Raw genomic sequence first — 25289 nt, forward strand, 5'->3', positions numbered from 1 at the left:
TGTGTAAATGCGGAACAGGCGGCCGTTTTTTCTGAAATTCCCAAAGATTTAGGAGTTTAGATTACCTCGCCTCCTTAATTAGATATTATTTCCTTTGTTAAAATATTAAATAAGTTGTTTTGTAATTTTTCTACTACCTTTAGTTAACAATAAGCAATGTCCAATTATCAAATTTCGATGCAGAATGATCTCTTTTTCAGATTGAAAAATGGGGATGAATCTGCATTTACTGAAATTTACAATCACTTCTGGAAACAGCTTTATCACACTGCATTTACAATTTTAAAGGATAGAGAAGCTGCTGCTGACGCACTGCAGGAGGTATTTGTCAGTTTATGGCAGCGCAGAGCTGAATTGGAAGTCGTGACTTTGAAGGCCTACCTGCATCAATCAGTAAGATTTACCGTGTTAAAGGCCATTCGCGCCCAAAAAACAGATCGTCATTTTTACATACGATTGGCTAATATTACAACAGAAATAATTACAGAAAATCCAACCTTATTTAAGGAACAGCAACAATTAATAGAAGGAATAATTAACCAACTCCCATCTGATTGCAGAGAAATTTTTTTAATGAGCAGACAAGATGGGTTAGTTTATAGACAAATTGCTATTAAATTAAATATTTCTGAAAAAACTGTTGAGAAAAAGATGTCTAAATCTTTAAAAATCATCCGGTCAGGGCTAAGTGTGGATTTGTGCCTGCTCATTTTAATTTCTCACTATCTAGCTTGATTTTAATTTTCTGTATATCAGTTAATTGTAATTAGTCATGGAGTTTTTGTAGGGTATCTATTGATTTTTGGTACGTATAGTTTATATAGTATGAAAATAGTTTATATAGTATGAAAAAAGGACAATTTTAACCGTATTTGATAAATACTTCAACAACTTAGCTACTGAATCTGAAAAACTTCTGGTTGAAGAGTATAATCGAATGGAGACTCAGGAAAAAAATGAGTTGAAATTAAATGATGAAGCGCTTTAAAAGCATAAGCATATAATAGGATTAAGCAGAAGATCCATAAAGAACCAAAAACATAAATCAGGTAGTAATTCAGGCTTAAAACGCAAAGTAATTGGAAATAGGTTAATATTGTTATAATACTACTGGTTTAAGTTTTTGGATTTACAAAATTCAAGAGGAGAAAGCCGTAGGGATATAACTTATGCAAGTCTGATTAAAGCTGGGGTCAACAAAACCGTTTTAACATTGGCAAGTGGATGTGATTAGTATAAGACGGTTCTGAGAACAAAATGATTGAAACGAATAATGGCGTTAGCATAAAGAAAGTTGCCAATGGATTGTTGTTATATATTCATGCAGCTTCTTCTACTCGGTTACATAAGGGCAAAGCAGAATTTTTAAAATAAAATTGAAACTCCAAGAGTATGGCAATACAAAGTTGTTATTGAATAATTTTAATCAACTGTATTCAGTTAATTGTGAATAATTTAGGATTTGCCGTAGGGTATCGGTTGATTTTTGGTACGTATAGTTTATATAGCATGAAAAAAGAACGATTTCTAACCTTAATTGATAAATACATCAACAACTTAGCTACTGAATCTGAAAAGCTTCTGGTTGAGGAGTATTATAATCGAATGGAAGCTCAGGAAAAAAATGAGTTGAAATTAAATGATGAAGAGCTTTTAAAAGCAAAAACATATAATCAGATTAAGCGGAAGATCCAAGAAGAATCAAAATATAAATCAGGTAGTAATATCAGACTTAAAAGGCAAATTAACTGGAAATGGATTGGTATTGCTGCAATACTACTGGTTACTACTGGTTTGAGTTTTTGGATTTACAGAATTCAAAAGAAGAATGCAGTTGTCGTTACAGACTATGCAAGTCTAATTAAAGCTGGGGTAGACAAAGCGGTATTAACATTGGCAAATGGGAGTAAAGTAGTGCTGGACAGTTCTGAGAATAAAATGATTGCTATCAATAATGGTGTCGGCATAAAGAAAGTTGCCAATGGATTGTTAGAATATGTTCACGTGACCTCCGCTCATCAGTTAGATGAGACAAAAGAAGAAGTTTATAATAAAATTGAAACTCCAAGGGGAGGGCAATATAAAGTTGTTCTAAACGATGGAACTGTGGTTTGGCTAAACGCAGCTTCTTCATTGCGGTATCCTGTTGAGTTCAATGGCAAACAAAGAAAGGTTGAGTTAACTGGCGAAGGTTATTTTGAAGTGGCACATGAGAAATCAAAACCTTTTATCGTAGTTACGAACAGGCAAGAAGTTACGGTTTTAGGAACTCATTTTAATATAAACGCTTATACTGATGAGCCAGCGGTAAAAACCACCCTGCTGGAAGGAAAGGTAAAAGTGTTTTCAAAAATTAATGCCAAGCAGGGCTATCTTAAATCTGGAGAGCAGGCCGTTTTATCAGGACAAGATTTTAATGTGCATCAGGTTGATATCATGGCCGAAACTGATTGGAAAGATGGGCGATTTATTTTTAGGGACGAAGATTTTGCCAGTATCTTAAGAAAGTTATCCAGATGGTACAACATTGATGTGGAATATAATACTAAATCTACTGACAACCTAAGCTTTAGTGGTCAAATTTCTCGGTCCAAGAGCTTAAAAGAGGTATTAAACATATTAACGCTTACCAATGATGTTAAATTTAAAGTCAAAGAAAGGAGAGTAACAGTTATGCCATAGATTATAGATATATGCAAACTGTTAAAAGCCGGAAGTGCTGAAACACTCCCGGTTATATGATCAGTTCGTACCTCAATTATTGTTTCAAGAACCAACTAAGTACACTGTTTTCTATTCTAGAATGCAGTTAACAAACTAACCTAATCAAATGTATGAAATTTTACGATTTTAAGTCGTACAGGAACGCCTGTATCAAAAATAAAATCCTACTAACCATGAAATTTACTGTATTTCTACTTTTTAGCCTTGTTTTTCAGGTAAGCGCCAGTAGCTTTGCTCAGAATAAGATTACCCTTGCAGAGAAGAATATTTCTTTGGAAAAGGCTTTAGAAAAAATAAGTAGTCAAAGTGGTTTCGATATCCTTTATAACTCAAAAGGGGTAAAAAGAACAAATGCCATTTCTATCAATGTAAAAGATGCAACACTAAACAGTGTTTTGGATAAATGTTTCTCCGGGCAGCCTTTAACTTATACTATAGAGGCCTCAACTATTGTAGTTAGAGAACGAGCAGTTCCAAATGACGACAAAAAAAATAAATCTATTAACAATAAAACTACCGGAGATATAAAAGGTAAAGTTATCGATGAGCAGGGATTGGGTTTGCCGGGCGCAACAATCAAGGTAAAAGGTACAACCCAAGCTGTGGTAACAGGTGATGGAGGCCTATTTAACCTTAAAAATGTCGAAGAAGGTGCTATTCTTTCTATATCATTTGTTAGCTATCAAACTCAGGAAGTTAAAGCTCGTTTTAAAGATGAAATGCTCATCCAGTTGTTGGCGGAGGCAGGAAGTTTGAATGAGGTGGTCGTTTCGGCATATGGGCAAACACAAAAGAAAATTAGTGTAACTGCAGCAATTTCTACTATTCAAACCAGAGAATTAAAGCAAAGTCCAGTTGCAAACTTAAGTAATGCCCTCGCCGGACGACTCCCGGGATTAACCTCTATCCAATCATCAGGAGTACCAGGGTCAGACGCCTCTACAATTTACATAAGGGGTATAGGTACTTATGGCTCGGCTACCTCGCCTCTAATTGTAATTGATGGTTTGCCCAGAGGGGATGCAAATTTTGGTGATATTGATGTGAACGAAGTAGCATCTATTAGTATATTAAAAGATGCAGCAGCAACCTCACTATATGGTATACAGGGTGCAAACGGCGTAATTTTGGTTACTACCAAACGTGGTTTTATTGGTAAAACCAATATTAGTTTTAATGCTAATTATGGCGTACAAACACCCCAACGCCTTCAGCAGAAATTTAGTAGCCCACAAAAAGCATATATAGAAAATTTAGGTGCGTATAAAGATGGACTTGCCCCAATTTGGACGGATAAAGAATTAGAGCTATTTGCCAGTCAGCAAGACCCATATACTTACCCGGATATTAATTGGTATGATGTGATTTTTAAAAAATACACACCACAGCAACAATATAACACCAATATTAATGGTGGTAACGAATATGTAAAATATTTTGTTTCATTGGGTTATTTAAATCAGGGCAACCTTTTTAAAGCAGCAGATGATAATAGGTATGGTATTCGCCAGAAATATGATCGATATAACTTCAGATCCAATATCGATATTAAGGCAACCGACATGATGGACGTTAGGGTAGATTTGGCTTCCCGGTTGGAACAGAGAACAGGGCCAGGTAGTTCTTACCAAACTGTTTTTACCTATGTAAACCTTTTGGAAAACTATACTACACCAATTTTTAATCCTAACGGTACATATGCGGCCGGTAGAATGACAACCTCGAATATTAACAATCCATTAGGGCAAACAAAAGATGCCGGGTATTTTGATAATTACTGGAACAGCACCAACGGAACAGTTGAGGTAAACCATAAATTAGCATTTATTACCAAAGGTTTAAGTGCAAAGGCACTATACTCTTTCGAAAACTATTCTGCAATAAATTATCTTCAAACACAGTCTTTCGATGCCTTTAGATATAAAAAAGATCCAGTAACTGGTGTGGAAACCTATACGCCTTTTAGCCAGGTAAGCTCATTGTCAAAAAGCTATTCAACAAGCGCTAATAGGTATTTTAACTATAATGTTCAATTAAATTATAATAGATCATTTGCTAAGAATAATTTTACAGGGCTGGCTTTGTTTAACAGAAACTATACTTCGGTTGCCAACGATTTACCAAGAACTTATGAAGGTTTTGTGGGCAGGCTAGCTTATAATTATGATTCTAGATATTTTGTTGACTTTAATGTTGGTTATAACGGATCAGAAAATTTCCCTAAAGGAAGTAGGTATGGATTTTTTCCGGCAGTTTCGGCAGGCTGGGTAATTTCTGGCGAATCGTGGTATAAATCAAAAACGGTAAATCTTTTAAAATTGCGTGGCTCTTTTGGCTATGTAGGTAACGATCAGATTGGCGGTGCCCGTTGGTTGTTTATTACCGATTATGCCCGTGGAGGTGGTTTTGATTTTGGTACTTCTGCGACTACAGCAGGAGGTTATCTATCCAATAGGATTGGAAATCCAAATGTAACCTGGGAAAAGGCACAAAAGATGGATATTGGTATAGAAACCGGTTTCTTTAATAACCACTTAAAATTTGAAGCAGATGTGTTTAGGGAAGACCGTAAAAATATTTTAAGTAGCCCTTTAACTATACCAACTTATTTGGGTATTACCAATCCAGCAGCCATTAATGTGGGCCGTGTTTTAAATAAAGGCTTTGAGACCTCTTTAAACTTTAATACTGCTATTGATAAAGTAAGTGTATTTGGTTACGTGAACTGGAGTTACAACAAAAGCAAAATTCTAGAAAGAGATGAACCCAACTTAGCTTATCCTTACCAAACATTAACGGGTTTGCCAGTTGGGTATCAGCTGGGATACCAGGCACTCGGTCTGTTTAAAAATCAGGCAGAAATTGATGCATCACCGAAACAGGCTTTTGCTGGCTCGGTAATCCCTGGTGATATACGCTTTAAAGATATGAATGGCGATAATTTAATTAACGAAAATGATAGGGTTGCCATCCAATTGAGTAACTTTCCGTTTAACACCTTTGGGGCATCGTTAGGGGCTAGCTATAAAGGAATTGATTTTTCGGTTCTTTTTCAAGGTACCATGGGTGGTAAAACCTATGTGCCATATTTAGGCCCGGCCAGATTAAATGATGTTTGGACAGTAGCGACGGCAGAAACAGCTACCTATCCTGTGGTACATTATAGCTTATCAGGTGGCCAGAATAATGCTCAACTAAATACTTTTTTTGCTTACTCATCTGATTATCTAAAATTGAAAAACATTGAGCTTGGTTATACCCTTCCAAAATCGGTACTAAGTAAAATAAAGATCAATACGTTCAGAGTATTTTTATCAGGTCTTAACCTATTTACATGGGATAAATTGCCGTATAAAGATTTTGATCCAGAGCAAACTGCAAACGGTACAGCACTTTACCCTACGCAGAAAATATATAACCTAGGTGTATCCATGACATTTTAATGATATTATTTTTAGAAACCATCATGGTCTTTAAACTTCAAAAGTTTATGAAAAATAATATCATGAAGATTTCATCACCATTAAAAACAAATTATATATAGATGAAAAAGAACATATATACAATTATAATTACAATTATAGTTATAACAGGCGTATCGTGTAAAAAGAGCTTTTTAGACCGAGTGCCGAGTGATTACATTAGTGAAAATGAGGTGTTTAATAACATTAACAACGCCGAAGGTTTTGTTAATAATTTTTACGTAAACATTGGTTCTTGGAATTATGGTAGTGGTGTTTCCTATGTTACCTCAGCCATGACAGATGAGTCAAAACAAAGATGGGCAAACGGGGCCATACTTTTTAACACAGCAGCATGGAATCCTTCTAATTTCTCCCCAATTAGTTTAGATTGGACTCAGGGTTATGCCATTATAAGATCTATTAATACTTTTTTGGCTAATTATGACAAAGTTCCAGAAGATCCGAATGACCCAGATAGAAGAACGAGGTTAAAAGGTGAAGCTTTGATGCTAAGAGCTTACTATCATTTTGTACTATTTAGAGGCTGGGGTAAAATCCCATTGTTAGCTAAACCTTTGGCTCCAGCTACTGATGGTGATGCAGTATTTTTAGAAAGAAGTGATTTACCTGTAGTAATTGCTTTTATAAATAAAGATTTGGATGATGCTATGGCATTACTGCCCGAGAAGCATAGCAGTAATGCATTATGGGGCAGGGGTACAAAAACGATATGTATGGCTATAAAATCCAGAATGTCTTTATTTTATGCCAGTGCATTGTTTAACCCTAACAATGATATTACAAGGTGGCAAACTGCTGCAACACTAAGCAAGCAAGCGCTAGATATGGCTTTGGCGAACGGTTATACCTTAACCCCAAAATATGCCGATGCCTTTTTAACCTATGCACCAACAGAGTGTATCTGGGGCAGAAACATGGGTGACGGCGGCGGCGGCGGTGCTACAGCAATTGATCAGGTGATGCAGCCTCTTGGTTATAGTGGTTATACCAACTGTGGACCAATACAAGACCTAGTTGATGAATATGAAATGAAAACTGGTGTAGCTATTAACGCAGTAGGATCGGGATGGGATCCCAAACATCCTTATAAAAATAGGGACCCAAGATTTTATGCTTCTATTTTATATCCTGGTGCAAAATGGAAAAACCGTACCATAAATATTTATACCAACGATAAGGACAATGCTAGTGAACCTGGTACAAATTACTGGTGGAAAAAATTTATGACCGAAAGCTTGGTATTGCCTGGTAACACAGGAGGGTCAAATAAGACCTGGACCATATTTAGAACCGGAGAACTTATGCTAAACTATGCTGAAGCGCAAAATGAAGCTGTTGGGCCAGATGCAACGGTATATAGCGCTATTAATGCAATTAGAACAAGAGCGGGGATGCCTAATATTTCTCCCGGTTTAACCCAAAGCCAGATGAGAACGGCAATTAGGCACGAAAGAAGGATAGAATTGGTGTTTGAGGGTCATCGTTTTTGGGATGTAAGAAGATGGAAAATTGCCGAAATTGTTGATAATAAACCTGTTTTTGGTGTAAATTATACTTTATCACCAACCAACGCAACTGACACTACTTTTACCTATTTCCAAGCTCAGAACAGGGTGTTCGATGCCTCAAAACATTACTTTATGCCTGTTCCCCAATCTGAGATGGATAAGTTAACTGGCAAAAACCCTGGTTTTACCCAAACACCGGGTTGGTAATTGACAAAATTAACCTTTTTAAGAGATCATTGAAATTTCAAATAAAATGAAAAAATCAATTTTTTTAGTAACTCCTGTGATTTTATTTATGGTAGTTAGCCTCGTGCCGTGTAAGAAAACAGTTTTAAATAGCCAACCAGAACCTTTACGCAGTAGGGCATTGGTCACCACCCCAACAGGTGGGGGCTCCCTAAATGTGCCCCTTGGTGGCAATGCTTATGTTACCACAGGCGTTACAGGGGGCGCAGAAGCGATAACAAGTGCGGGTATTACGGGTTGGACAAATGCCAATAGTATATTCAGCGCATATTTTAGACTGTACTGGATTTAAATAATGGCAGTTCAGCTAATGGCACGAAGGTGCAAATTTATATTTCTAATGGATCTGCAGCCCAAAAATTCAAGCTTGTAGTCCAATAAATTGACCTGTATTGAAATGAAATTCTACATATTCAGACCATTCGGTTAGGATATGTAGATTCATAAATTATCATTCATGAATAAATTCTAAGCATTAATTAAAATATAAAATGAAAAAAACATTTTTTTACATCATAATGGCTTTGCTTTCGGTTTCTGCCTGCAAAAAAAACGAAGATCAAAAATTGCCCAGTTTTGATAGGACGCCACTCCCTCAATTGCTTATAGATAACACAGGTGATACAAAAATTTCAGCTGCTAATCCAAGCGCATTTAACGGTAAAATTACGGTAAGCATATTTAAGCCTGAAGATACTAAAGGTGCCAAATTAAATATAGTTGTGATCAAAAATGGGGTTAAAACCAATGTTAAAACTTTGCAGACTAATATTACCACTTTTCCGGCAACGGTAGTGGTTACCGAAAGTAAATTAAAGGAGCTTTTTGGAACATCAACGGTTTTGGGAGATAATTACACTTTCGGTGCAGATGTCATTTTAACCGATGGTACTTTAATTGATGCATTTCCGGCTAGTGGTAGTAGGAGTAACGCCTATACGGCATCATTAACGAACTACAACGCAAATGTTTCTTTTACGGCATCGTGTTTATTTAACATGAGCGATTTTGGTGCAATTGGTACCTCCGTACCTTTTACTATAGTTAAAGATGAATGGGTAGATTATGCTGTAGGCGCCACAATAAATCTGAAGATAATTGATGCAACGCACCTTTCGTTTGTATATCTGGTTGATAGTAACCCAATTCCGATTGTAATAGCCATTAATGCGAGTAATAACAGTACCTCTGTTACAAACGTTACTTATGGAAAATATGGTACAGAGAACTATTCGGCCGTTAGTGTAGACGGTAGCGCTGATAATGTTGTACTTCCATGCAGTCAAACCATTGGGGTAAGGTTACAGCACTTTGATAGTGCCAACGTAAACCAGGGAACTTACACCATAACTTTTAAGAAAAAATAAGAGAACCTTTAACAGGTCACTATGATGAGTCATAGTGGCCTGTTAAACTAAAATTACTATTTGCTCCAATATAATATACCTGCAAAACAATAGAATTTGTTAAATGCAATAATGTCAACAGAGTGGGCGTACGATTAACTCTATCCAAAATAGCACTTGCTAGACAGTTGAAATAGTAATTGTTTTAGTTTTATAACCATAAAAATTCGATAAAATGCTAGCAAAAAGGTATTAGTTAGATACATCTATGCGCTCAATAAATTAAATATAACCTAACCAAAAAGGAACACTTTGTAATATATCCTAAATACTGTCATTCCGCTTCTTGGATTTTATGGTGTCAGGATCTGGAAACTATAGTCATAATAAAAAATGGAAGAAACTACCTACGAAGAATATTTAGAAGCACTACGTATAGTTTTAACTTATCGGAATGAGATGTTACCCTTAAAACATGAGCCGGTAAATGAACCGGCCAACGATGGAGAAAAGATCCTGATAAGCTGATTTTTTGAACAAACATATTACCAGCGCAAGGGTTAGAAATGGTGTTAAGATCTTTTTTTTAGATCATGAAAGATTGCTCAACTATCACGGTTGTACCGTTAATTGTTTTTTGGAAGCATATTATAATTTGGTTATTAAAATAGGAAGAATAGACCCAGTTCGGAATATGGGGAAAGCATCAATTAGGATATTATTCTCAGCACTTGAGAATAATGGATTTCAGGTTCATAGATTTAGTAAATTCTACAGGTCGGAGACATAATATTGGGTGTTTTGGCAAAAGCGTCCGAGCATTGGATGTTTAAAGGTTACTAATCTTCGACTCAATATGATCAATCTACTTTTATTGTTTTTACTGAATTTTCAGCCCAATTTTAATTCAAGCGAGCTTTGATCACCTCTATGATGGAAGGAGGGCAGCCATTTTGTGAGTAGGCGAAAACCCAATTAGTCATTTTTTGGATAATCCTTACATCGAGAGCTTATGTTGGCTATCGTCAAATATAATAACAATATTGACAGTAAAGTTGATACTGAAAAAAGGTGATTTCTATCTAGTTTCATTCTGTATTAGATGGTAAAATTATTTAAGTAGTTTATAAGTAGGTTGATGTCATGCGACTTTTAGGATTGATATAATACCAAAAACAAAAATCATGTTTAAATGCTTTTTAAGGGATTTCGTCTCAAATCCTTACAACATTGCTTTTATGGTACTTGGAATTATTATTGTATAATTTTCAATTTGGTTATTTAGTTTTTTGATTTATATTCTTTGTAAGGAGTGAACCTTTTAAGTGCCCTAAAGTGTAAAAAAAAAATCGTCTATACGGCTAGATTCAATACTGTCATTAAAGTTAGAAAGGATTTAAGTTGTTCTATTGAGCACCTTTCAAGTTGTACTAGAATAAAGGTTTCGCTTGGGTTGATTTGTTCCTATTAAGTTTTGTAGTTCTGTTCCTATTATTTTGTGAACAAAATTTCCAAGCTCGGTTCTTTCATTTTTCAAACTAACAATCTTTGAATATCAAATATGTTCAAGATGAAAAAGACTAAGATCAAAACCATTAAAGGCCATATTTTTCATGGTAGGCCACACCTCAAAATCAAACTTATCAAAGTGAATCCCCGCCACCGGATTAGGCAAGCCCTCCGGGCATGTTTGCCGTTTCTTAGCTCTAAATCGAGAATCACATGATATAACAATTCCGGCAATCAAGTGTGGGTAAGACGTCTTTCGGCAAACGCGGGTTCGCAGCAAGATGGATTTTTGTGGGACAAAAATATCTTGCCATCCTAACGGCTGGAGGCTTACTCGGAACTCGTAAGCCTTAAATCGATCATAAAATGCCAAGACCGAAGATCAAAAAAGAAGAAGAAAAACTCAAACACTACATCCGCATCAGGGTAGATGAACAGACGCTCAAGCGGCTAAACAAAATGCAAAAAAGTAGTGATTGCAAAGGCCTTTCACAACTGGCCAGAAAAATTTTGATGCAGGAGCCCGTCCAGATTTTTCACAGGGACATCTCAATGAACGGACCGATGGAGGAACTGGCCATGATTAGAAAAGAAATCAGGTCAATTGGTATTAACATCAACCAGCAGACTTACCATTTTCACATCAGTCCGAGCAAGGCAGCAAGGATGTTTTATGCCGAGCGGACAAAAGAGCTATATGAAAAGATCGAAATTAAAATTGAACGTTTACTGGAGATCACCGATAAACTAGCCGGGAAGTGGTTGCAAAAATCGTCAGCGGAAAAAACATCAGGGGGATCCTGATCTATAACGAAAACAAGGTAGAAAAAGGAGAAGCCTTGCTTTTTATGGCCAGTGGTTTTGCAGGCAACATTGATAAAATGAACCTCGCGCAAAAAGCAGAGCGTTTTAACAAACGCACGATGCTGAACCCATCAGTCAAAACCAATGCCCTGCACCTTACCCTCAATTTCCACCCATCGGACAAATTGGATGGCGAAAAATTGCAGCGCATTGTTTCGGAATACATGGAACAGATCGGTTTTGACCACCAGCCCTTTCTAGTGTATCTGCATGAGGATGCCCACCATCCGCATGTGCACATCGCCACAACCAATATCAGGGTTGATGGGAGCAGGATCGATATCCACGGCATCGGTTACAAACACTCCGAAGAGGCAAGGAAATCCATCGAGCAAAAATATGACCTGACGGTTGCCGGGGGCAGGTCGCTGGACAGCTCACCAAAGATAAAACCGGCTGTTTATGGGGAAGTTCCAACCAAAAGGACCATCGGCAATATTGTTACCGCGGTGATGAAGCAGTACAGGTACAGTTCTTTTCCGGAGTTCAATGCTGCATTAAAGGCTTTCAATATTACCGCCGATAGGGGAGCAGAAGATTCGGTGATGTATGAGAAACGCGGCCTGCTTTATTCCATCCTGAATGAAAATGGTAATAAAGTTGGCATTCCGATAAAGGCCAGCGCAATCTATGCCAAACCAACCTTGGATAACCTGGAGAAGCGCTTTGATAAAAACAGAACGAGTCGAAAAGTTTTCAGGGATGAATTAGAAGATAAGATCGACGGGGTATTCAAAGCTTATCAGTCCATCACGAAAACAGGTTTTGTATTGGCTTTAAAAGAGATTGGGGTGACCGTTGATTTTAGAAGAAACCAGCAGGGAAGGATTTATGGTGTCACTTTTATTGACCATGGTACAAAATCGGTGTTCAATGGCAGTAATCTCGGAAAGGCCTATAGTGCTAATTCGCTCACAAGATCTTTTGGGGAGCGCGATATTCCGCTAAGACAGTTGGACAAAAGATCGCAGGAAAACACGGATGAGTATTTCCGCTTCACAGGAATAACCGATAAGGGCTTTCTGGAAAGGCCTGAAAAAATAGGTTATCTCGATATGGTACTTTCAAGATCCGATGAGGGCTTCATGCAGCCGACCGTTAAAAAGAAAAAACGCAGGAAAAAACTACAGCAACATTTATAGCTTATGAATACAGGTGAAGATACGCAGGGGTTGCGCAAAATATTAGATATGACCAGGATGATCAGTTTGGTGATCCTGTGTATGCACATCTATATTTACGGTTACCAGGCTTTTAGGGAATGGGGTTTGAGCACCTTGATTACAGACCGTTTGTTTTTCAATTTTGCAAAGCTGGAAATGTTCCGGCATCCGCTGTTGACCAAGGCTGTGGTACTGCTTTTTCTGGGTATTTCACTGATCGGGGCCAAGGGCAAAAAATCGGAGGAGCTGAAGTTAAAGCCCATCCTTTTACAGCTTGCTATTGGGTTAATGGCTTATTTTTCAAGTGGGATCTGTTTCCTATTCCATTTTCCACCGGATGTTTTTGTCTGTTTTTATATGACGTTTCTTGGTTCGGGGTACCTATTGCTTTTAAAAGGCGGTACTGAACTTTCGAGGCTGATCAAAGACAGTATGCAAAAAGATATATTCAACAGCGAGAACGAAACCTTTCCGCAGGAGGAAAGGCTGCTTGAAAATGAATATTCCTTTAACCTGCCGACAAAATACAACCTAAGGGGAGAGGTAAGGAACGGCTGGATCAATTGTGTGAACCCCTTTCGCAGCATTTTAGTATCAGGTTCGGGTGGGGCAGGTAAGACCTATTTTGTGATCCGCCATATTATTGATCAGCAGATCAAAAAAGGCTTCTGTCTGTTTTTATACGATTTTAAATTCGATGACCTGACAAAGATGGCTTATAACAAGCTGCTGAAATACCAGCAGAATTATAAGGTCATCCCTTCATTTTACATCATCAATTTTGAGGACCTGAACCGTACGCATAGATGTAATCCATTAGATCCTGCCAGTATGGAGGATATTACCGATGCAACCGAGGCGAGCCGGACCATCATGATGGGGCTTAACCGTGACTGGTTGAAAAAACAGGGCGATTTTTTTGTGGAGTCTCCGATCAATTTTTTAACGGCAATTATATGGTACCTGCGAAAATATGAAAACGGGAAGTATTGCACGCTGCCACATGTGATCGAGCTGATGCAGGCGGATTATGATCCCCTGTTTGCCGTATTGCAGCAGCAGGAGGAAATCAAGGTGCTGATCAATCCATTTATCTCGGCATTGCAGAACAATGCCCAGGCACAGCTGGAGGGGCAGATTGCCTCGGCCAAGATCGGTCTGGCAAGGTTGGCTTCTCCGCAATTGTATTATGTGCTAACGGGGAATGATTTTACGTTGGATATCAATAATCCTGATGAGCCTAAGATCGTGTGCATGGGCAACAACCCGCAGAAGATCGATACCTACGGCGCGGTGCTTTCGCTGTATGTGAATAGGATGCTGAAACAGATCAATAAAAAAGGAAAGAGTAAATGCAGCCTGGTATTTGATGAATATGCTACACTGGTGGCTAACCTGATCACGACGATTTCTACGGGCAGATCGAACCTGATTTCCTGTACGCTGGGGATCCAGAGCATCGAGCAGGTGAAAAAGGAGTATGGTGCTGAGCAGGCTGAAATTATCTTGGGGATCTGTGCCAATATCATTAGTGGGCAGGTTTCCGGTGACAGTGCGAAAAAATTCTCGGAGACTTTTGGCAAGATTATGCAGGACAGGCAGAGCATGAGCATCAACAGTTCGGATACTTCTATTTCTAAATCTACACAGATGGATTATGCGGTTCCGGCATCCAAGATTGCAACGTTTTCATCTGGTGAGTTTGCGGGAATAGTTGCAGATAGTCCGAATGAAAAGATCAAGCTGAAGATGTTTCATGGGTAGATTCAGAATGACCATGAGGCTATTGCTAGGGAAGAGGCGGATTGTGTGCCGATCCCGATAGTGGCTAATGTTACGGAAAGTGATGTGGATGAGAATTATAAAAGGGTTAAAAGGGAGGTGGCAGATTTGGTCAGAAGTGAGTTGAAAAAGATTGCAGATTTCAACAAGGAAAGTGTTCCGGAAGAGGATCGACCTGCGGAAGTTGGAAAAACGAGAGGTGGGAGAAAGGTAAAGGAAAATAGGCCTGCGGTTAAAGGCAAAGGACGAAATGTTAAAGACAAACCAATTAAGTCGGTTTCGATGTAAAAAAAATTCGCTCGAGTTGCCTTATGGTCGTGAAATTTTTTTCTGTCTTGAAATATAGTTTTTAAGGAAAAAATAACCAGTCGAATAAAGCAGGAAGTAACAGTTTCGATCGGTTCATGAGAAAGACAATTTAGTAGAAGTAAATATAAACCTTTAATTGATTGAGAAGTAATAATTTACAGCTAAATTTGTATATATGATTAAGGATTTAAAACAGATCAGGACTAGAGAGCTCAAGGTTGGGGATTATCTGATCAATTTAGGCATGGTGTTGGAAATTGAACAGAACGCCGATGATTACAGTGTGGTAGTCGGTGTACATGAAAAACAGGTTTTTAAATTTTTTCCTGGTGCTGAGCTGTTGATCATTGAAAATGCAATCGTCGATGGGCCGATGGAATACCTGTTGTCTCCCGGTTTAAGAGATACCCTCAAGAGCATGTTCAAAACGAAAAGAATTGATATCAAAAGCAAAACCAGTCTTAATGGTAACGAAAGATAGGCCTACAAATTATGAAAATAGATCAAGGAATATATCTTCTCAATGACGAAGAGGGGGAGGATGGACATTTTAATGGAAGGTCATTAAAGTATGTATTTATTGTAACTAACGAGGATGATCTTTTGATTGCATTAGATGATTGGGCAAATGATAGGTTTAATTCGTGCAAAGTTGCCAATATTAAATTCACTAGATTAGGAAATTATCAAATCAAGGTTCAAGTTAAGGATTGGACTGATGACGCGATTCAGGAAATGGAATTATACTTAATTAGAATCCCAACGGCTTCAGAATGGTCAAAATTGGGTTACTGGAACCATCAACGCTTTTTAAAGATCGAATAAATATTTAATTTCCCTGGGTCAGAAATTCTTAAAAAACGAAAGAACAATAACTCAATAATTAAATGGCAAATAAAGCTCAAGAAGATACACACCTAACAGAAGGTGCATTTTATTGATTATTTGCGTGGCATGATACCAGTTCGCATTGGCTATAATGCAAGAGTAATCTTATATGAGGTGGGGAATTTTCAGCTCAACATCGAAATTTGTCCCGTTCATGCCATAGTCAAAACTATACCTTCCCGAATAGGCATTTTCAAGCCTCGACATAATGTTTTTTAGACCTGTTCCATGGCCTTTTCCAAGGGAAGACTTTGCGGGAAGGTTCGAGGATCGGAAAACAATTGTATTATGGTCGGTAGTAATTTCGATCCATGCGGGATGGTCGGGTGCAGATAGGTTCCCATGCTTGAACAGGTTTTCCGTCAGGGTGAGCAGGACCAGAGGGATGATCTGTATCTCAGGATCTTTTATATCCTCTTTGAAATCAAAAAACAGTTTGCCCTGATAGCGCATCTGGTTGAGTGCGATCATATTGCCGATCTGTTCAAGCTCACTGCTCAAGGGGACATATTCACGTTTGTTGCTGGCGAGGGCAAAATCCATGATATCGGAGAGCGTGTCTACGGCATCTTCGGCGACCGCAGGGTTCTTCACCGCGCTGAACTTGATGAAATTGAGGGTGTTGAAAAATAAATGCGGGGTAATCTGTGAGCGCAGGAAGTCCTTTTCTACTGTCAGCACCAGGTTTTGCAGCCTGCTGATTTCGAGCGTTTTTTCCATATCCCTTTTCTGTCTTGAGAGGTAGCTTTTGAGGAAAAAATAACCGGTTGAATAAAGCAGGAAGTAAATGCATCTCCACACCGTCGAGATATAATAAACCCGGTTCAGTTTTAATCCGCCCTCAGGTTCTGACTTTAGTACTTCCTTAAGGAAAATACTGAGCGATATGGTAAGAACCACATACAATGTCAGTTCTGCGACCACTGTAATCGTGATCCAGAAAAACCTTTTGACACCCACCCTTTTTGAAAAAGCTGTCAGGGCATAGGCATGAAAATAAAAGAAGGAAATGTTGAGCGAATAGAAAAAGAAATAAAATGAAAAGCTGCTGAAGCGGTCACGCAACAGGCCTGTAACCACCACTTCGGAAAAGATAAAGATGCTCCAGCAGAGCAGGTGTATCCAGACTGCTTTGCTGAAAAATTTCTGTCGTTCGTATATGAATTTATGCATACCGTATAATAAAAATGCCTGGGTTTCCGATCCTCAATAAAATTGGTCATAAATTTAATTTAAAGCGTTATGGCACAATTTAAAAGACCTTCATTATCAAAAAAAACTGTATTCACTTTCCGTGATCTTAAAAGTTTGAACAATCGTGATACCAGGGCAAATGTCTCTGATCCCACCACAATTTTACCGACCACCTCAACGGTCTCGGGCGGTTTGCCGGTTTTACCTAACGGTTGAACATTCTTTTTTTTAGAAATTCAAAAAAAACAGGGCGGTACTCCCTTCCAAGGGTAAAGCTGCTTTTATCCTTTAGGTAAACCTCGTACCCGTCAACGTGGTCGAAAAAAAACATCGAGATGATGACCGAACGGTTGATCTTCATGAACTCCGTTCTGTTCTCGATGTTTTTTTCTATCTGGCTCAATGAATTATAGCTCAACCTTGCACCTCCGGTTGTTTTGATCGATACATAGTTAGCCTCTGCCCTGATCAATATAATTTCTTCAAATGAAACACTGAAGTAGGTATTCTTAAGGCTCCCTTTGATGTAAAGAAAGGGGTTGTCCACAAACGGTGGCCTTAGCACCGGCATCCTGCTGATGAGCATTTTTACCTTTTCCATGAATGCTGCCCGCCTTATCGGTTTTACCAGGTAGCCTGCTGCATTGAGTTCGGAAGCCTCCCTGCCGTATTCCCGGTGAGCGGTAACATACACCAGAAAATCGCAGTATTCGTTCAGCAGCTTGCCTGCTTCTATGCCATCGATGAAGGGCATGCGGATATCACAGAACACAATATGCACTCTTTGGTGGTTATGGAGATACTGGATTGCATCGAAAGCATTCTCAAAACTTTGCCGGTGTACGATGCCCGGCGTGATGGCAATCATATCTTCAATTTGCGTAATGGCATAAGTTTCATCATCTATCACAATACATTCAAGTTCCATGGCATCTGCTTAATCTATAATGGGTTGCTAAGTAAAAATACAAAGAATAAATTTTATACAACCAGTGGGAATTGTATTAATGTCGTTAACCCTTCGATTTCTGTCGTTCGTATATGGATTTGTGTCTCCTGCATAAAAAACTTGAATACCCCCAAGACCTGAAAGTAAATTACGTCCAGAAATTATTGATTTATTAACCGGTCATTTCAATGTTCGTTCTTTTTTGCGGACTTTAAAAGTCCTGGATGCGGGAAAGGGGAGCAGGGTTCCCCTTTTTTGCGAAGTGAAAAGTAACGGTAGATTGTTCTGAGCAAAAACACATTGCATGGTTTCCCATAGCGAACTAGAAGCCTTATTGGCCACTTTCGGTGAGCATTACCGCCCAACGCCCTCAGAAATAGAACAGCTCAGGTCATCGCTTGTACCCGTCAGGTATAACAGGGGTGAACTGGTACAGAAAGCAGGTACGCGCTCTTCCAGGATATGGTTCCTGCAAAAAGGATTTGCACGGGAGATTACCATTGATCCCGATACCGGGACCAGCCGTACGACCTGGTTCTGGTTTACTGCTGATTTTCTTTTTGGAAGCCCTTTCCTTTTTAGCAGGCAACCTTCGTTCACCCATATTGAGGCGATAACAGATTGTACCATGCTGGAACTTTCTTATGCCGGACTGCTCAGGCTCAAAGATCGGTCATGGGATATGGAGCTTGTTATTGAGCGGATGCGTGCGAAATGTGAAATGGAGAGGTCCGCGTATGCTAGCGATCTGATTTTGCTGTCTTCAAAAGAACGGTACCTGAAATATTACAATCTCCATCGGGAGCTTTTCAATGTGGCCAAGCATAAGGATATCGCAATTTTCCTGGGGATTAAGGATGATGGTTTTAACCGGTTTAACGCCTGAACTTAATTGTATAGGAAATTAAAAGAACCCAAAAATTTGGGCAAAATCTCTTTTTACGGTGCAGAACTTTACCCTACAATCAGGTAACAATGGAAAATAGGGTAATTTTAAATGTTGCAGGGGCAGCACTTATTGTGTTGTTTGTTTATACAGCCGGGAGCAAGCTTTATGAACTGGATAGGTTCCGTGCTGAACTCGGTAGGCAGGTTTTTCCACAGCTGTTTCTGCCGGCATTGCTTATCGGTATTCCGCTATCGGAGCTTTTAGTGGTAGCACTGCTGGCTTTCCCTTCTACCAGGCGGTATGGCTTTTTGCTCTCCACGGTTTTAATGGCGGTATTTACACTGTATATCCTTGGTGCACTTTTACATCTCTATTCCAATATTCCTTGTTCCTGCGGAGGAGTGCTCCGGAAAATGGGTTGGAAACAGCATTTTGTTTTCAACCTGGTTTTCTTTGGGCTTTCCCTGTATGGGCTGATCCTAACATTTAAGGAAAGGAGGCGGGGAAAGTCAGGTCAATAATTTCGGTCAGGGGTGCACAGTGCACCCCTTTCCATCTCCTCTTAAACTAATCAATTTTTTAACCAAACTTTTTCGCCTGTTTTTTCAAAGCAACAAAGCAGGAAATATTATGAAAAATCTATTAAAAAAAATGAATGTAAGTGTTTTTGCAGTTTTATTGGGCTTTGGTCTGATTGCCCTTCAGAGTGGCTTTACGCCTGTGAAGGAAAAAAGGGCTGATGCCTACTGGAGACTGGATTCAGACGATTCAGCGGATGCCCTGAATGGTTTCCAATATCTTCCAGTTACTGGTGACCCTGATGAGGTAAGCTGTGATACAGGTGATGATATCCCATGTGTGATCGCTGTGCCTGATAATGTTACCACCCAACAGGATCTTGACGATTATCTTGAAGAAAATTACGATACCGTTGGGGAACTTACAGGGGATGCCTATTCCACAAAGATTGAACCTTAACGGATTCTTTTTGTGGAGTATGCAGGCTGGGGACGGATGCCCGGCGCCTGCATTAAGGGAGTGCGAAAGCACTCCCTTTTTTTATTTTTTTTTATCTCGCGTTCTGTTCCATACCACTGAGCTTGATCACATCCTCCGGGATCGCCAGTGCATATAAGAGGCTGTTCGGCTGCAAAAGATATTCCTTGCCGTTCACGCTTCTTTTCAGTACGATGTTGTCGCCTTCCTGGTTGTATCTTCTGATATCGGCCCACCTTAGGCACCTAAAAGCCAGTTCTTTTCTCCGTTCTGTTTTGATCAGGATTAGGGCCTGTTCTCTGCTAAGGTTGGCATAAGGAGTAAAGGTTCCGGTTTTATAACGGTAGCGGAGCAACTGGTTCAGGTCGTCCAATCCTTTTCCGATATCTCCGTTCCTGATCCTGCACTCGGAGCGGGTAAGCAATACTTCGTTGGTAGATATACCATTAAAATAGTTTCCGGTTCCTTCATAACTGCCTTTGAAGAGGTAGCCAGTTCCGCTGACTTTAAAGAACAGGGCTTTCCGCAGGTCATTCGGTCCATATAGGCTATATAATTCCATGCTCACCATCGCCCGCGACTGGGGGATCAGTCCACCGGGATTGGCCATTCCCTCATAGGAAACTTCGGAATTGAAGGCTACAAAAGGGAAATTGGCGGTTGCATTCAGGGAATTATAGTCCAATAAAACATTGTTGATCTGTATACAGCTGTCTGCATAGTTTCCTGCCTTTACATATTCCCGCATCTGAAGATAGGTTCGGCTTAGCATGCCATAGGCTGCGGCTTTGGATGGCCTGGTCTGGATAATGTCTTTTAGTGGGAGGCCAGCGATCGACTCCTGAAGATCAGCGATGATCCTGGCATAGCTCTCCGAGAGGTTTGCACGCACCGAAGGAACATTGAAGTCGGGGTCCGTTCTTAAAGGGATGCCGGGAAGTATCCCTGCGGTGGAAGGATCATAGGGCATGGCCCAGATACCGACCACATTCAAAAAGGATTTTCCCCTAAAGAAGAGTGCCTGCGCTTTAATGTTGGCCAGTTTTTGTTTATCGGTGATTGTTGGGCCCCTTTCTTCGACTGCCTTTAATACATTGTTTGCAATGTTTACCTGGGTAAAAGCATCACGCCAGGCGTTTGCCGCTGGGGCACTGACCCTTTCCGGTGCCCAGGTATAAAGGTTCCGGTCATATTCGTTCCGCGCGTTGTATACCGCATCGGTAATAAAATAATTGTCGGCACAGGATTCGCCCATGGAGGGATCGCTCTGGTTCATATGAGGATAATTGTCCAGCAGTGCCTGCATGTCACCAAGGGTTTGGATCGTGGAAAGTTTCTGGTCCGGCTTTTCGTCAAGGAATTTTTTGCAGCCCATGGCTATGGATAATAACAGGATGGCTGTAAGGGTATAAATATTCGGTTTCATAACGGTTTGGTTAAAAATTGATTCTGATTCCTGCTGAAAGCGTTTTGGGCGGCAATATGCCGTCCTGGTATTCCGGGTCGATCCCTTTTTTATTGGCAGACCATAAAATCCCAAGGTTTGTGCTGTTCGCAAATACTTCACAGGACCTGATCGTCCTGCCCAGGATCTTTTTGGGGAGGCTATAGGCAAGGTTGATATATTGAAGGCGGATGTGATCGGCCTTTTCAACCAGGACTTCAGAATAGGTGTAAAAGTTATCACTGTCGCCGATTACCGGGTACCTGAACGCAGGGACATTGGTGATCAGTTCATCGCCCGGTTTCTGCCACCTCTGGGCAAAATCCGGATGGCCGTCCACGGAATAGACCAGGGCACCATAATCAATGGAGCTGCGCCTGAAGTAATAACCTGCCTTAAAACTGATGGCCACCTGAAGGGAAAATCCCTCGTAGCTGAACCTGTTCTGCAAGTTCCCAAAAAACGTGGGCAGCGCGGAACCGCTGAATTTCAGGTCGTCTAGGTTGGTTTCCGATCGGGTAATCTGGTTGTAATCCTTACTGGGAACACCATTGATATATCCGATAGGATCTCCAGTACTGTCCAGTCCAGGGGACCGATATGAAAAAATAGAATAAACGGGACTGCCCACAAGGCCAGAGATGCGTACCGAGCCGCCGATAAAGTTACCGGCAGTAGTGGGTGCCCTGTAAAAATCCGTGATACGGTCATGGTTGGTGCTCAGGTTCAGATTGGTTTCCCAGGCAAATTCACCTTTGAAATTGAGGGTGTTCAGGTTGAGGTCCACGCCGCTTCCGCGCATCGAGGCTACATTCCTGATTACCGTAGCGCCTATGCCCGTAGTATAGTCCACAGGAACGGAACTGAAAAGGTCTTTGCCCTTTTTTACATAAAAGTCCAGTGAGCCGCTGATCCTTTCCTTGAGCAGTCTGAAATCCAGGCCAAGGTTTAAGGTCTGTACGGTCTCCCACTTCAGGTCGGGATTAAAGAACCTGTTGATCGTGGCAAAGGGAAGCCTGGTGAATGCCCTCGGATCGGAATAGCTGATCGTGGTCAGCGCGACCTTGGTCGGATCTGCATTCCCACTGTAGCCAAAACTGGCCCTGACCTTTAAAAATCCGATAGGGACATCTTTCATAAAATCTGCCCTGGATATTACCCATGCGCTGCCCAGGCTCCAGAGCGGTTTCCATTTATCGTTGGTGTTCAGTCCGAAAAGATTGGAGGCATCCCGCCTGGCACTGCCGTAAAGAAAGTACTTTCCATCATAATCGTAGGTGAGGTTGCCAAACAGGCTGAGGTACCTGTTGTTGGTGCCCGATAGGCCAGCGCCGTTGGGTATGAAGGCCAGATTGCCCGAGATATAGTTGGGGTAACGGTTGACATAATCCACAGGGACGGAGGTCAGCAGTTCCGGGTTATAGCCATAAAAGCGGTTGGTATTTCCGTTATCCGCCCTTTCGCGCTGTTCCCCGCCGATCAGCATTTCAATTCCATGCCTGGAGAAACGTTTGGTGTATGATGCCTGGAGCCTGAGGTCGTTAGCGGTAAGGATGCTGTTGTTTTTGATGTCTATCGCGCCCATGGGGAAAGGATAGCTCAAGGTGGTGCCGGAAATCTGTGTGAAACTGTTGATCCAGTTCCGGGTGGTAAAGCTGCCCAGGTCCTGCAGGGTTTCTGATGCTGTGGTCTGGCGTTCGAACCGGTAGAGGAATTTAAGGTCGATCCCTTTAAAGTTATAGGATAGTCCGGTATTGATGTTGATGTCATCCAGCCTGGAAGTAAGGGTGTTGTGTTCATCTTCGGTCAGGGGATAATATTTCCAGTCCAGTAGCCGTTTGTCCAGCGTGGACAGGTAGCTCAAACGGTAGTTCTGTGCAATGGGCAGGGCATTTCTGTTGTCATCGGCCAGCTTTGCGTAGGGATAGAGGCTCCCTTTATGGGCGTTGACCATACCGAATGCGGTCTTTCCGCTTTTGGAATCCGAGCCGGTATAGGCCATGGAGATGTCGGCCTTTAGGTTTTTAAGCAGGGTGATGTTCAGCCCGTACCTGAGGTTGAGCCGGTTGAACGTTGCGCCCAGATCGCTGCTGTTGCGGTCATAGCCTGCACTTGCGGTCCAGCCGTATTTTTCTCCACCTCCGGCCAGTTGTATACTGTACTGCTGGTTGATCCCTGTTTTGTAGAAATAACGGTTAAAATCATCCCTCACGTCATGTTGCCTGAACCCGTCGATCACGGCTTTTTTCTGGGTGGTATTGAGGTTCGGATCATAAAGCGCTTCGATTACCGGGCTTAGGCCTACATGGGCAGGGGAATTGTAATCCGATAGATAGGCGCCCTGATCAAAGAGGAACTGTTCCACATCGATATAATCCGAAACGCTCATCTGGGGGATTTTATAGAGGTCCGGTTTTTGGATGAAAGTGCTTACTGCGTTTGCAGAAATAGTTAACCTGCTGTTGTAGCGCCCTTTTTTACTGGTAATCACAATGACCCCGTTGCCCGCACGGCTTCCCCAGATCGATGTGGCTGCGGCATCTTTCAGGATGGAGATGCTCTCCACATCGTTGGGGTTGATGTTGGAAAGGTCACCCTCATAGGGAAAATTGTCCAGTATAACCAGCACATCCTTTGGCCCGCTGATGCTGCTCAAGCCCCTGATGGTGATGCGTCCTCCGGTGGTGGTACGATCAATGGTCAGGCCGTTTCCGACCGCTTCTAGCCGGTCGAGTATATTGGTGCTGACCTGTTCGTTCAGGGTTTTGGTGTCAATCTGCTGGTAGGCACCGGTGAGCCTTTCCCGTTTGACCTGCTGGTATCCGGTGCTGACGGTGACATCCTTGAGGTAGTAGCTTTCGGGAAGCAGGCTGAAGCTGAGGTTTTGGTTGGGTTGTTTGATCAGGGTGTCGACCGTTCTGTAGCCGATCGCTGAAATCCTGAGGTTCCAGGGACCTTTTGCTACCGCTAGCTCAAAAAATCCTGCGGAATCGGTTTGTGCTTTTATTTTTAAGGCCGGGATGGTTATGTTGGCACGCATGCTTTTTCCGGTCTGCAGGTCTGTTACTTTTCCTTTTAGGGTGTTCTGGGCATGCAGGGTCTGCACGGCAAGCAGTGCCGTACAGATAAACAATATTGCCTTTATCATTTTTTACCTACTTTCTTTAACCGCTGTTCACGCTTTTTATCCAATATTTCCCTTCTTTCCATTGAAGCGAGAATGCTTTGTTCGGTCATCAGTTCGGAGCCGGTGATGCTCCTGAGCTGACCGGATTGGATCCAGACATAGTGGGGGATGACGCGGTGCGGGAAAAGTTTGGTCAGTATGGTATCGCCTGTTACGGTGATGAGTTCGTCGTTAAATCTTTTCATTGTTTTTGCGGTGCGTTCGGGGGTATCGCTGGTGTTTTTGGCATTGACAAGGATGACGGCCAGCCGGTCTCCGTAGATTTTCTGGAGGCTGTCGGTCGAGGCGAATTTTACGATACAGCTGCTGCACCAGGTGGCCCAGAAATCCAGGATCAATAGTTTTCCTTTATAGGCTTCCAGGGTCTGTGTGGTGGTTTTGCCGTTGTGGTAGATCTGGTGGGGTTGTGTCCAGAAGGATGCGGGCAGTTTGTCGCCGACGCGGATGGGTTGGATGGTTAGGTTGTCCTGTGCGGTGGCGTTTTGCCGGAAATTCAGGCATAGCAATGCCAGTGCAAGGTATTTTGCTGTTTTTTTCATGTTGGTTGTTTTGATTGGTTGATAAGGAAATTACCGCTGGTTGGCGGTGTTAAAAACCAGGACGGGGGCCATGTAGAAATTATTGGATCATTAACCGATAGGCATGGCGGCCCCGCCTGGTTTAGTGGGACTATTCAGGGGCACAGATGATTAGTGCGATAAGAAACTTTAATAAATTTTTGGGTATATTTTTCATTGCTTTTGTAATTATGACATTAAGCAATAAAGTTAAGAAGGAGTATGTAATGGGCCACCCTCCGTATGCTA

The 25289-nt window shown here is 41.1% G+C and carries 21 protein-coding genes; 16 read left to right on the forward strand and 5 right to left on the reverse strand.

Annotated elements, in window-relative coordinates; genetic code table 11:
* Positions 1–177: 177 nt before the first annotated feature.
* The 13 genes from J7E57_RS21120 to J7E57_RS21170 all read left to right on the forward strand — a co-directional run bounded on the left by J7E57_RS21120 (position 178) and on the right by J7E57_RS21170 (position 15761).
* Positions 178–735 (forward strand): sigma-70 family RNA polymerase sigma factor, encoded by a 558-nt coding sequence (locus J7E57_RS21120; protein ID WP_215125572.1) that lies wholly within the window; start codon positions 178–180, stop codon positions 733–735.
* 711 nt (positions 736–1446) lie between these two features.
* Positions 1447–2682: a FecR family protein gene (locus tag J7E57_RS27365; protein WP_215166263.1), complete on the forward strand. Its 1236-nt coding sequence runs from the start codon at positions 1447–1449 to the stop codon at positions 2680–2682.
* Between the two features lie 215 nt (positions 2683–2897).
* Positions 2898–6167, forward strand: coding sequence for a TonB-dependent receptor (locus tag J7E57_RS21130; RefSeq protein WP_215125574.1), 3270 nt, complete (start codon positions 2898–2900; stop codon positions 6165–6167).
* A 101-nt stretch (positions 6168–6268) separates the two neighbouring features.
* Positions 6269–7924, forward strand: coding sequence for a RagB/SusD family nutrient uptake outer membrane protein (locus J7E57_RS21135; RefSeq protein WP_215125575.1), 1656 nt, complete (start codon positions 6269–6271; stop codon positions 7922–7924).
* A gap of 46 nt (positions 7925–7970) precedes the next feature.
* Positions 7971–8255: a DUF5077 domain-containing protein gene (locus J7E57_RS21140; RefSeq protein WP_215125576.1), complete on the forward strand. Its 285-nt coding sequence runs from the start codon at positions 7971–7973 to the stop codon at positions 8253–8255.
* A gap of 199 nt (positions 8256–8454) precedes the next feature.
* Positions 8455–9330: a hypothetical protein gene (locus tag J7E57_RS21145; protein ID WP_215125577.1), complete on the forward strand. Its 876-nt coding sequence runs from the start codon at positions 8455–8457 to the stop codon at positions 9328–9330.
* Between the two features lie 372 nt (positions 9331–9702).
* Positions 9703–9837: a hypothetical protein gene (locus J7E57_RS27300; RefSeq protein ID WP_262897873.1), complete on the forward strand. Its 135-nt coding sequence runs from the start codon at positions 9703–9705 to the stop codon at positions 9835–9837.
* A 1347-nt stretch (positions 9838–11184) separates the two neighbouring features.
* Complete coding sequence (locus J7E57_RS21150) at positions 11185–11622, forward strand: mobilization protein (protein WP_215125578.1); 438 nt, start codon at positions 11185–11187, stop codon at positions 11620–11622.
* Positions 11577–12824, forward strand: a complete 1248-nt coding sequence (locus J7E57_RS21155) for a relaxase/mobilization nuclease domain-containing protein (protein WP_215125579.1) — start codon at positions 11577–11579, stop codon at positions 12822–12824. The genes J7E57_RS21150 and J7E57_RS21155 overlap by 46 nt, the downstream gene beginning before the upstream one ends.
* Before the next feature lie 3 nt (positions 12825–12827).
* On the forward strand, positions 12828–14609 hold the full coding sequence (mobC, locus tag J7E57_RS21160) for a conjugal transfer protein MobC (RefSeq protein ID WP_317196565.1): 1782 nt from the start codon (positions 12828–12830) through the stop codon (positions 14607–14609).
* Positions 14610–14669: 60 nt separating this feature from the next.
* Positions 14670–14915 carry a hypothetical protein gene (locus J7E57_RS27370; protein WP_317196566.1) on the forward strand — a complete coding sequence of 82 codons (246 nt, stop codon included), beginning with the start codon at positions 14670–14672 and terminating at the stop codon, positions 14913–14915.
* Positions 14916–15111: 196 nt separating this feature from the next.
* Complete coding sequence (locus J7E57_RS21165; protein WP_215125580.1) at positions 15112–15417, forward strand: hypothetical protein; 306 nt, start codon at positions 15112–15114, stop codon at positions 15415–15417.
* 11 nt (positions 15418–15428) lie between these two features.
* Positions 15429–15761, forward strand: coding sequence for a hypothetical protein (locus J7E57_RS21170; protein ID WP_215125581.1), 333 nt, complete (start codon positions 15429–15431; stop codon positions 15759–15761).
* A 168-nt stretch (positions 15762–15929) separates the two neighbouring features.
* Here J7E57_RS21170 and J7E57_RS21175 read toward each other — a convergent pair whose 3' ends face one another.
* Entirely contained in the window at positions 15930–16997 is a 1068-nt protein-coding gene (locus J7E57_RS21175) for a sensor histidine kinase (protein ID WP_215125582.1), read from the reverse strand.
* A 226-nt stretch (positions 16998–17223) separates the two neighbouring features.
* Positions 17224–17946, reverse strand: a complete 723-nt coding sequence (locus tag J7E57_RS21180) for a LytR/AlgR family response regulator transcription factor (protein ID WP_215125583.1) — start codon at positions 17944–17946, stop codon at positions 17224–17226.
* Between the two features lie 325 nt (positions 17947–18271).
* Between J7E57_RS21180 and J7E57_RS21185 the strand changes: the two genes are divergently transcribed.
* The 3 genes from J7E57_RS21185 (at position 18272) to J7E57_RS21195 (ending at position 19834) form a co-directional block, all read left to right on the forward strand.
* Positions 18272–18853 (forward strand): Crp/Fnr family transcriptional regulator, encoded by a 582-nt coding sequence (locus J7E57_RS21185; protein ID WP_215125584.1) that lies wholly within the window; start codon positions 18272–18274, stop codon positions 18851–18853.
* Between the two features lie 89 nt (positions 18854–18942).
* The gene (locus J7E57_RS21190; RefSeq protein ID WP_215125585.1) at positions 18943–19377 is read left to right on the forward strand and encodes a MauE/DoxX family redox-associated membrane protein; all 435 of its coding nucleotides are present in this window, start codon (positions 18943–18945) and stop codon (positions 19375–19377) included.
* 109 nt (positions 19378–19486) lie between these two features.
* A complete protein-coding gene (locus J7E57_RS21195; protein WP_215125586.1) occupies positions 19487–19834 on the forward strand; it encodes a hypothetical protein in 348 nt (115 codons plus the stop codon).
* Between the two features lie 91 nt (positions 19835–19925).
* On the opposite strand, the gene J7E57_RS21200 is transcribed toward J7E57_RS21195, so the two are convergent.
* From J7E57_RS21200 to J7E57_RS21210, 3 genes are read right to left on the reverse strand one after another with little or no spacing between them, the layout of a single operon-like run.
* Positions 19926–21278: a RagB/SusD family nutrient uptake outer membrane protein gene (locus J7E57_RS21200; protein WP_215125587.1), complete on the reverse strand. Its 1353-nt coding sequence runs from the start codon at positions 21276–21278 to the stop codon at positions 19926–19928.
* A gap of 10 nt (positions 21279–21288) precedes the next feature.
* Positions 21289–24444 (reverse strand): SusC/RagA family TonB-linked outer membrane protein, encoded by a 3156-nt coding sequence (locus J7E57_RS21205; RefSeq protein WP_215125588.1) that lies wholly within the window; start codon positions 24442–24444, stop codon positions 21289–21291.
* The gene (locus J7E57_RS21210) at positions 24441–25022 is read right to left on the reverse strand and encodes a TlpA family protein disulfide reductase (RefSeq protein WP_215125589.1); all 582 of its coding nucleotides are present in this window, start codon (positions 25020–25022) and stop codon (positions 24441–24443) included. The genes J7E57_RS21205 and J7E57_RS21210 overlap by 4 nt, the downstream gene beginning before the upstream one ends.
* Positions 25023–25289 lie beyond the last annotated feature (267 nt).

The organism is Pedobacter sp. ISL-64 (assembly GCF_018613605.1).
Lineage (GTDB): Bacteria > Bacteroidota > Bacteroidia > Sphingobacteriales > Sphingobacteriaceae > Pedobacter.

Coding starts and splice junctions, on each gene's coding strand:
- J7E57_RS21210 (WP_215125589.1), bottom strand. CDS start 25,022: ATGAAAAAAACAGCAAAATACCTTGCACTGGCATTGCTATGCCTGAAT.
- J7E57_RS21120 (WP_215125572.1), top strand. CDS start 178: ATGCAGAATGATCTCTTTTTCAGATTGAAAAATGGGGATGAATCTGCA.
- J7E57_RS21165 (WP_215125580.1), top strand. CDS start 15,112: ATGATTAAGGATTTAAAACAGATCAGGACTAGAGAGCTCAAGGTTGGG.
- mobC (WP_317196565.1), top strand. CDS start 12,828: ATGAATACAGGTGAAGATACGCAGGGGTTGCGCAAAATATTAGATATG.
- J7E57_RS21190 (WP_215125585.1), top strand. CDS start 18,943: ATGGAAAATAGGGTAATTTTAAATGTTGCAGGGGCAGCACTTATTGTG.
- J7E57_RS21195 (WP_215125586.1), top strand. CDS start 19,487: ATGAAAAATCTATTAAAAAAAATGAATGTAAGTGTTTTTGCAGTTTTA.
- J7E57_RS21135 (WP_215125575.1), top strand. CDS start 6,269: ATGAAAAAGAACATATATACAATTATAATTACAATTATAGTTATAACA.
- J7E57_RS21170 (WP_215125581.1), top strand. CDS start 15,429: ATGAAAATAGATCAAGGAATATATCTTCTCAATGACGAAGAGGGGGAG.
- J7E57_RS21175 (WP_215125582.1), bottom strand. CDS start 16,997: ATGCATAAATTCATATACGAACGACAGAAATTTTTCAGCAAAGCAGTC.
- J7E57_RS27300 (WP_262897873.1), top strand. CDS start 9,703: ATGGAAGAAACTACCTACGAAGAATATTTAGAAGCACTACGTATAGTT.
- J7E57_RS21180 (WP_215125583.1), bottom strand. CDS start 17,946: ATGGAACTTGAATGTATTGTGATAGATGATGAAACTTATGCCATTACG.
- J7E57_RS21205 (WP_215125588.1), bottom strand. CDS start 24,444: ATGATAAAGGCAATATTGTTTATCTGTACGGCACTGCTTGCCGTGCAG.
- J7E57_RS21200 (WP_215125587.1), bottom strand. CDS start 21,278: ATGAAACCGAATATTTATACCCTTACAGCCATCCTGTTATTATCCATA.
- J7E57_RS21130 (WP_215125574.1), top strand. CDS start 2,898: ATGAAATTTACTGTATTTCTACTTTTTAGCCTTGTTTTTCAGGTAAGC.
- J7E57_RS21185 (WP_215125584.1), top strand. CDS start 18,272: ATGGTTTCCCATAGCGAACTAGAAGCCTTATTGGCCACTTTCGGTGAG.
- J7E57_RS21150 (WP_215125578.1), top strand. CDS start 11,185: ATGCCAAGACCGAAGATCAAAAAAGAAGAAGAAAAACTCAAACACTAC.
- J7E57_RS21140 (WP_215125576.1), top strand. CDS start 7,971: ATGAAAAAATCAATTTTTTTAGTAACTCCTGTGATTTTATTTATGGTA.
- J7E57_RS21145 (WP_215125577.1), top strand. CDS start 8,455: ATGAAAAAAACATTTTTTTACATCATAATGGCTTTGCTTTCGGTTTCT.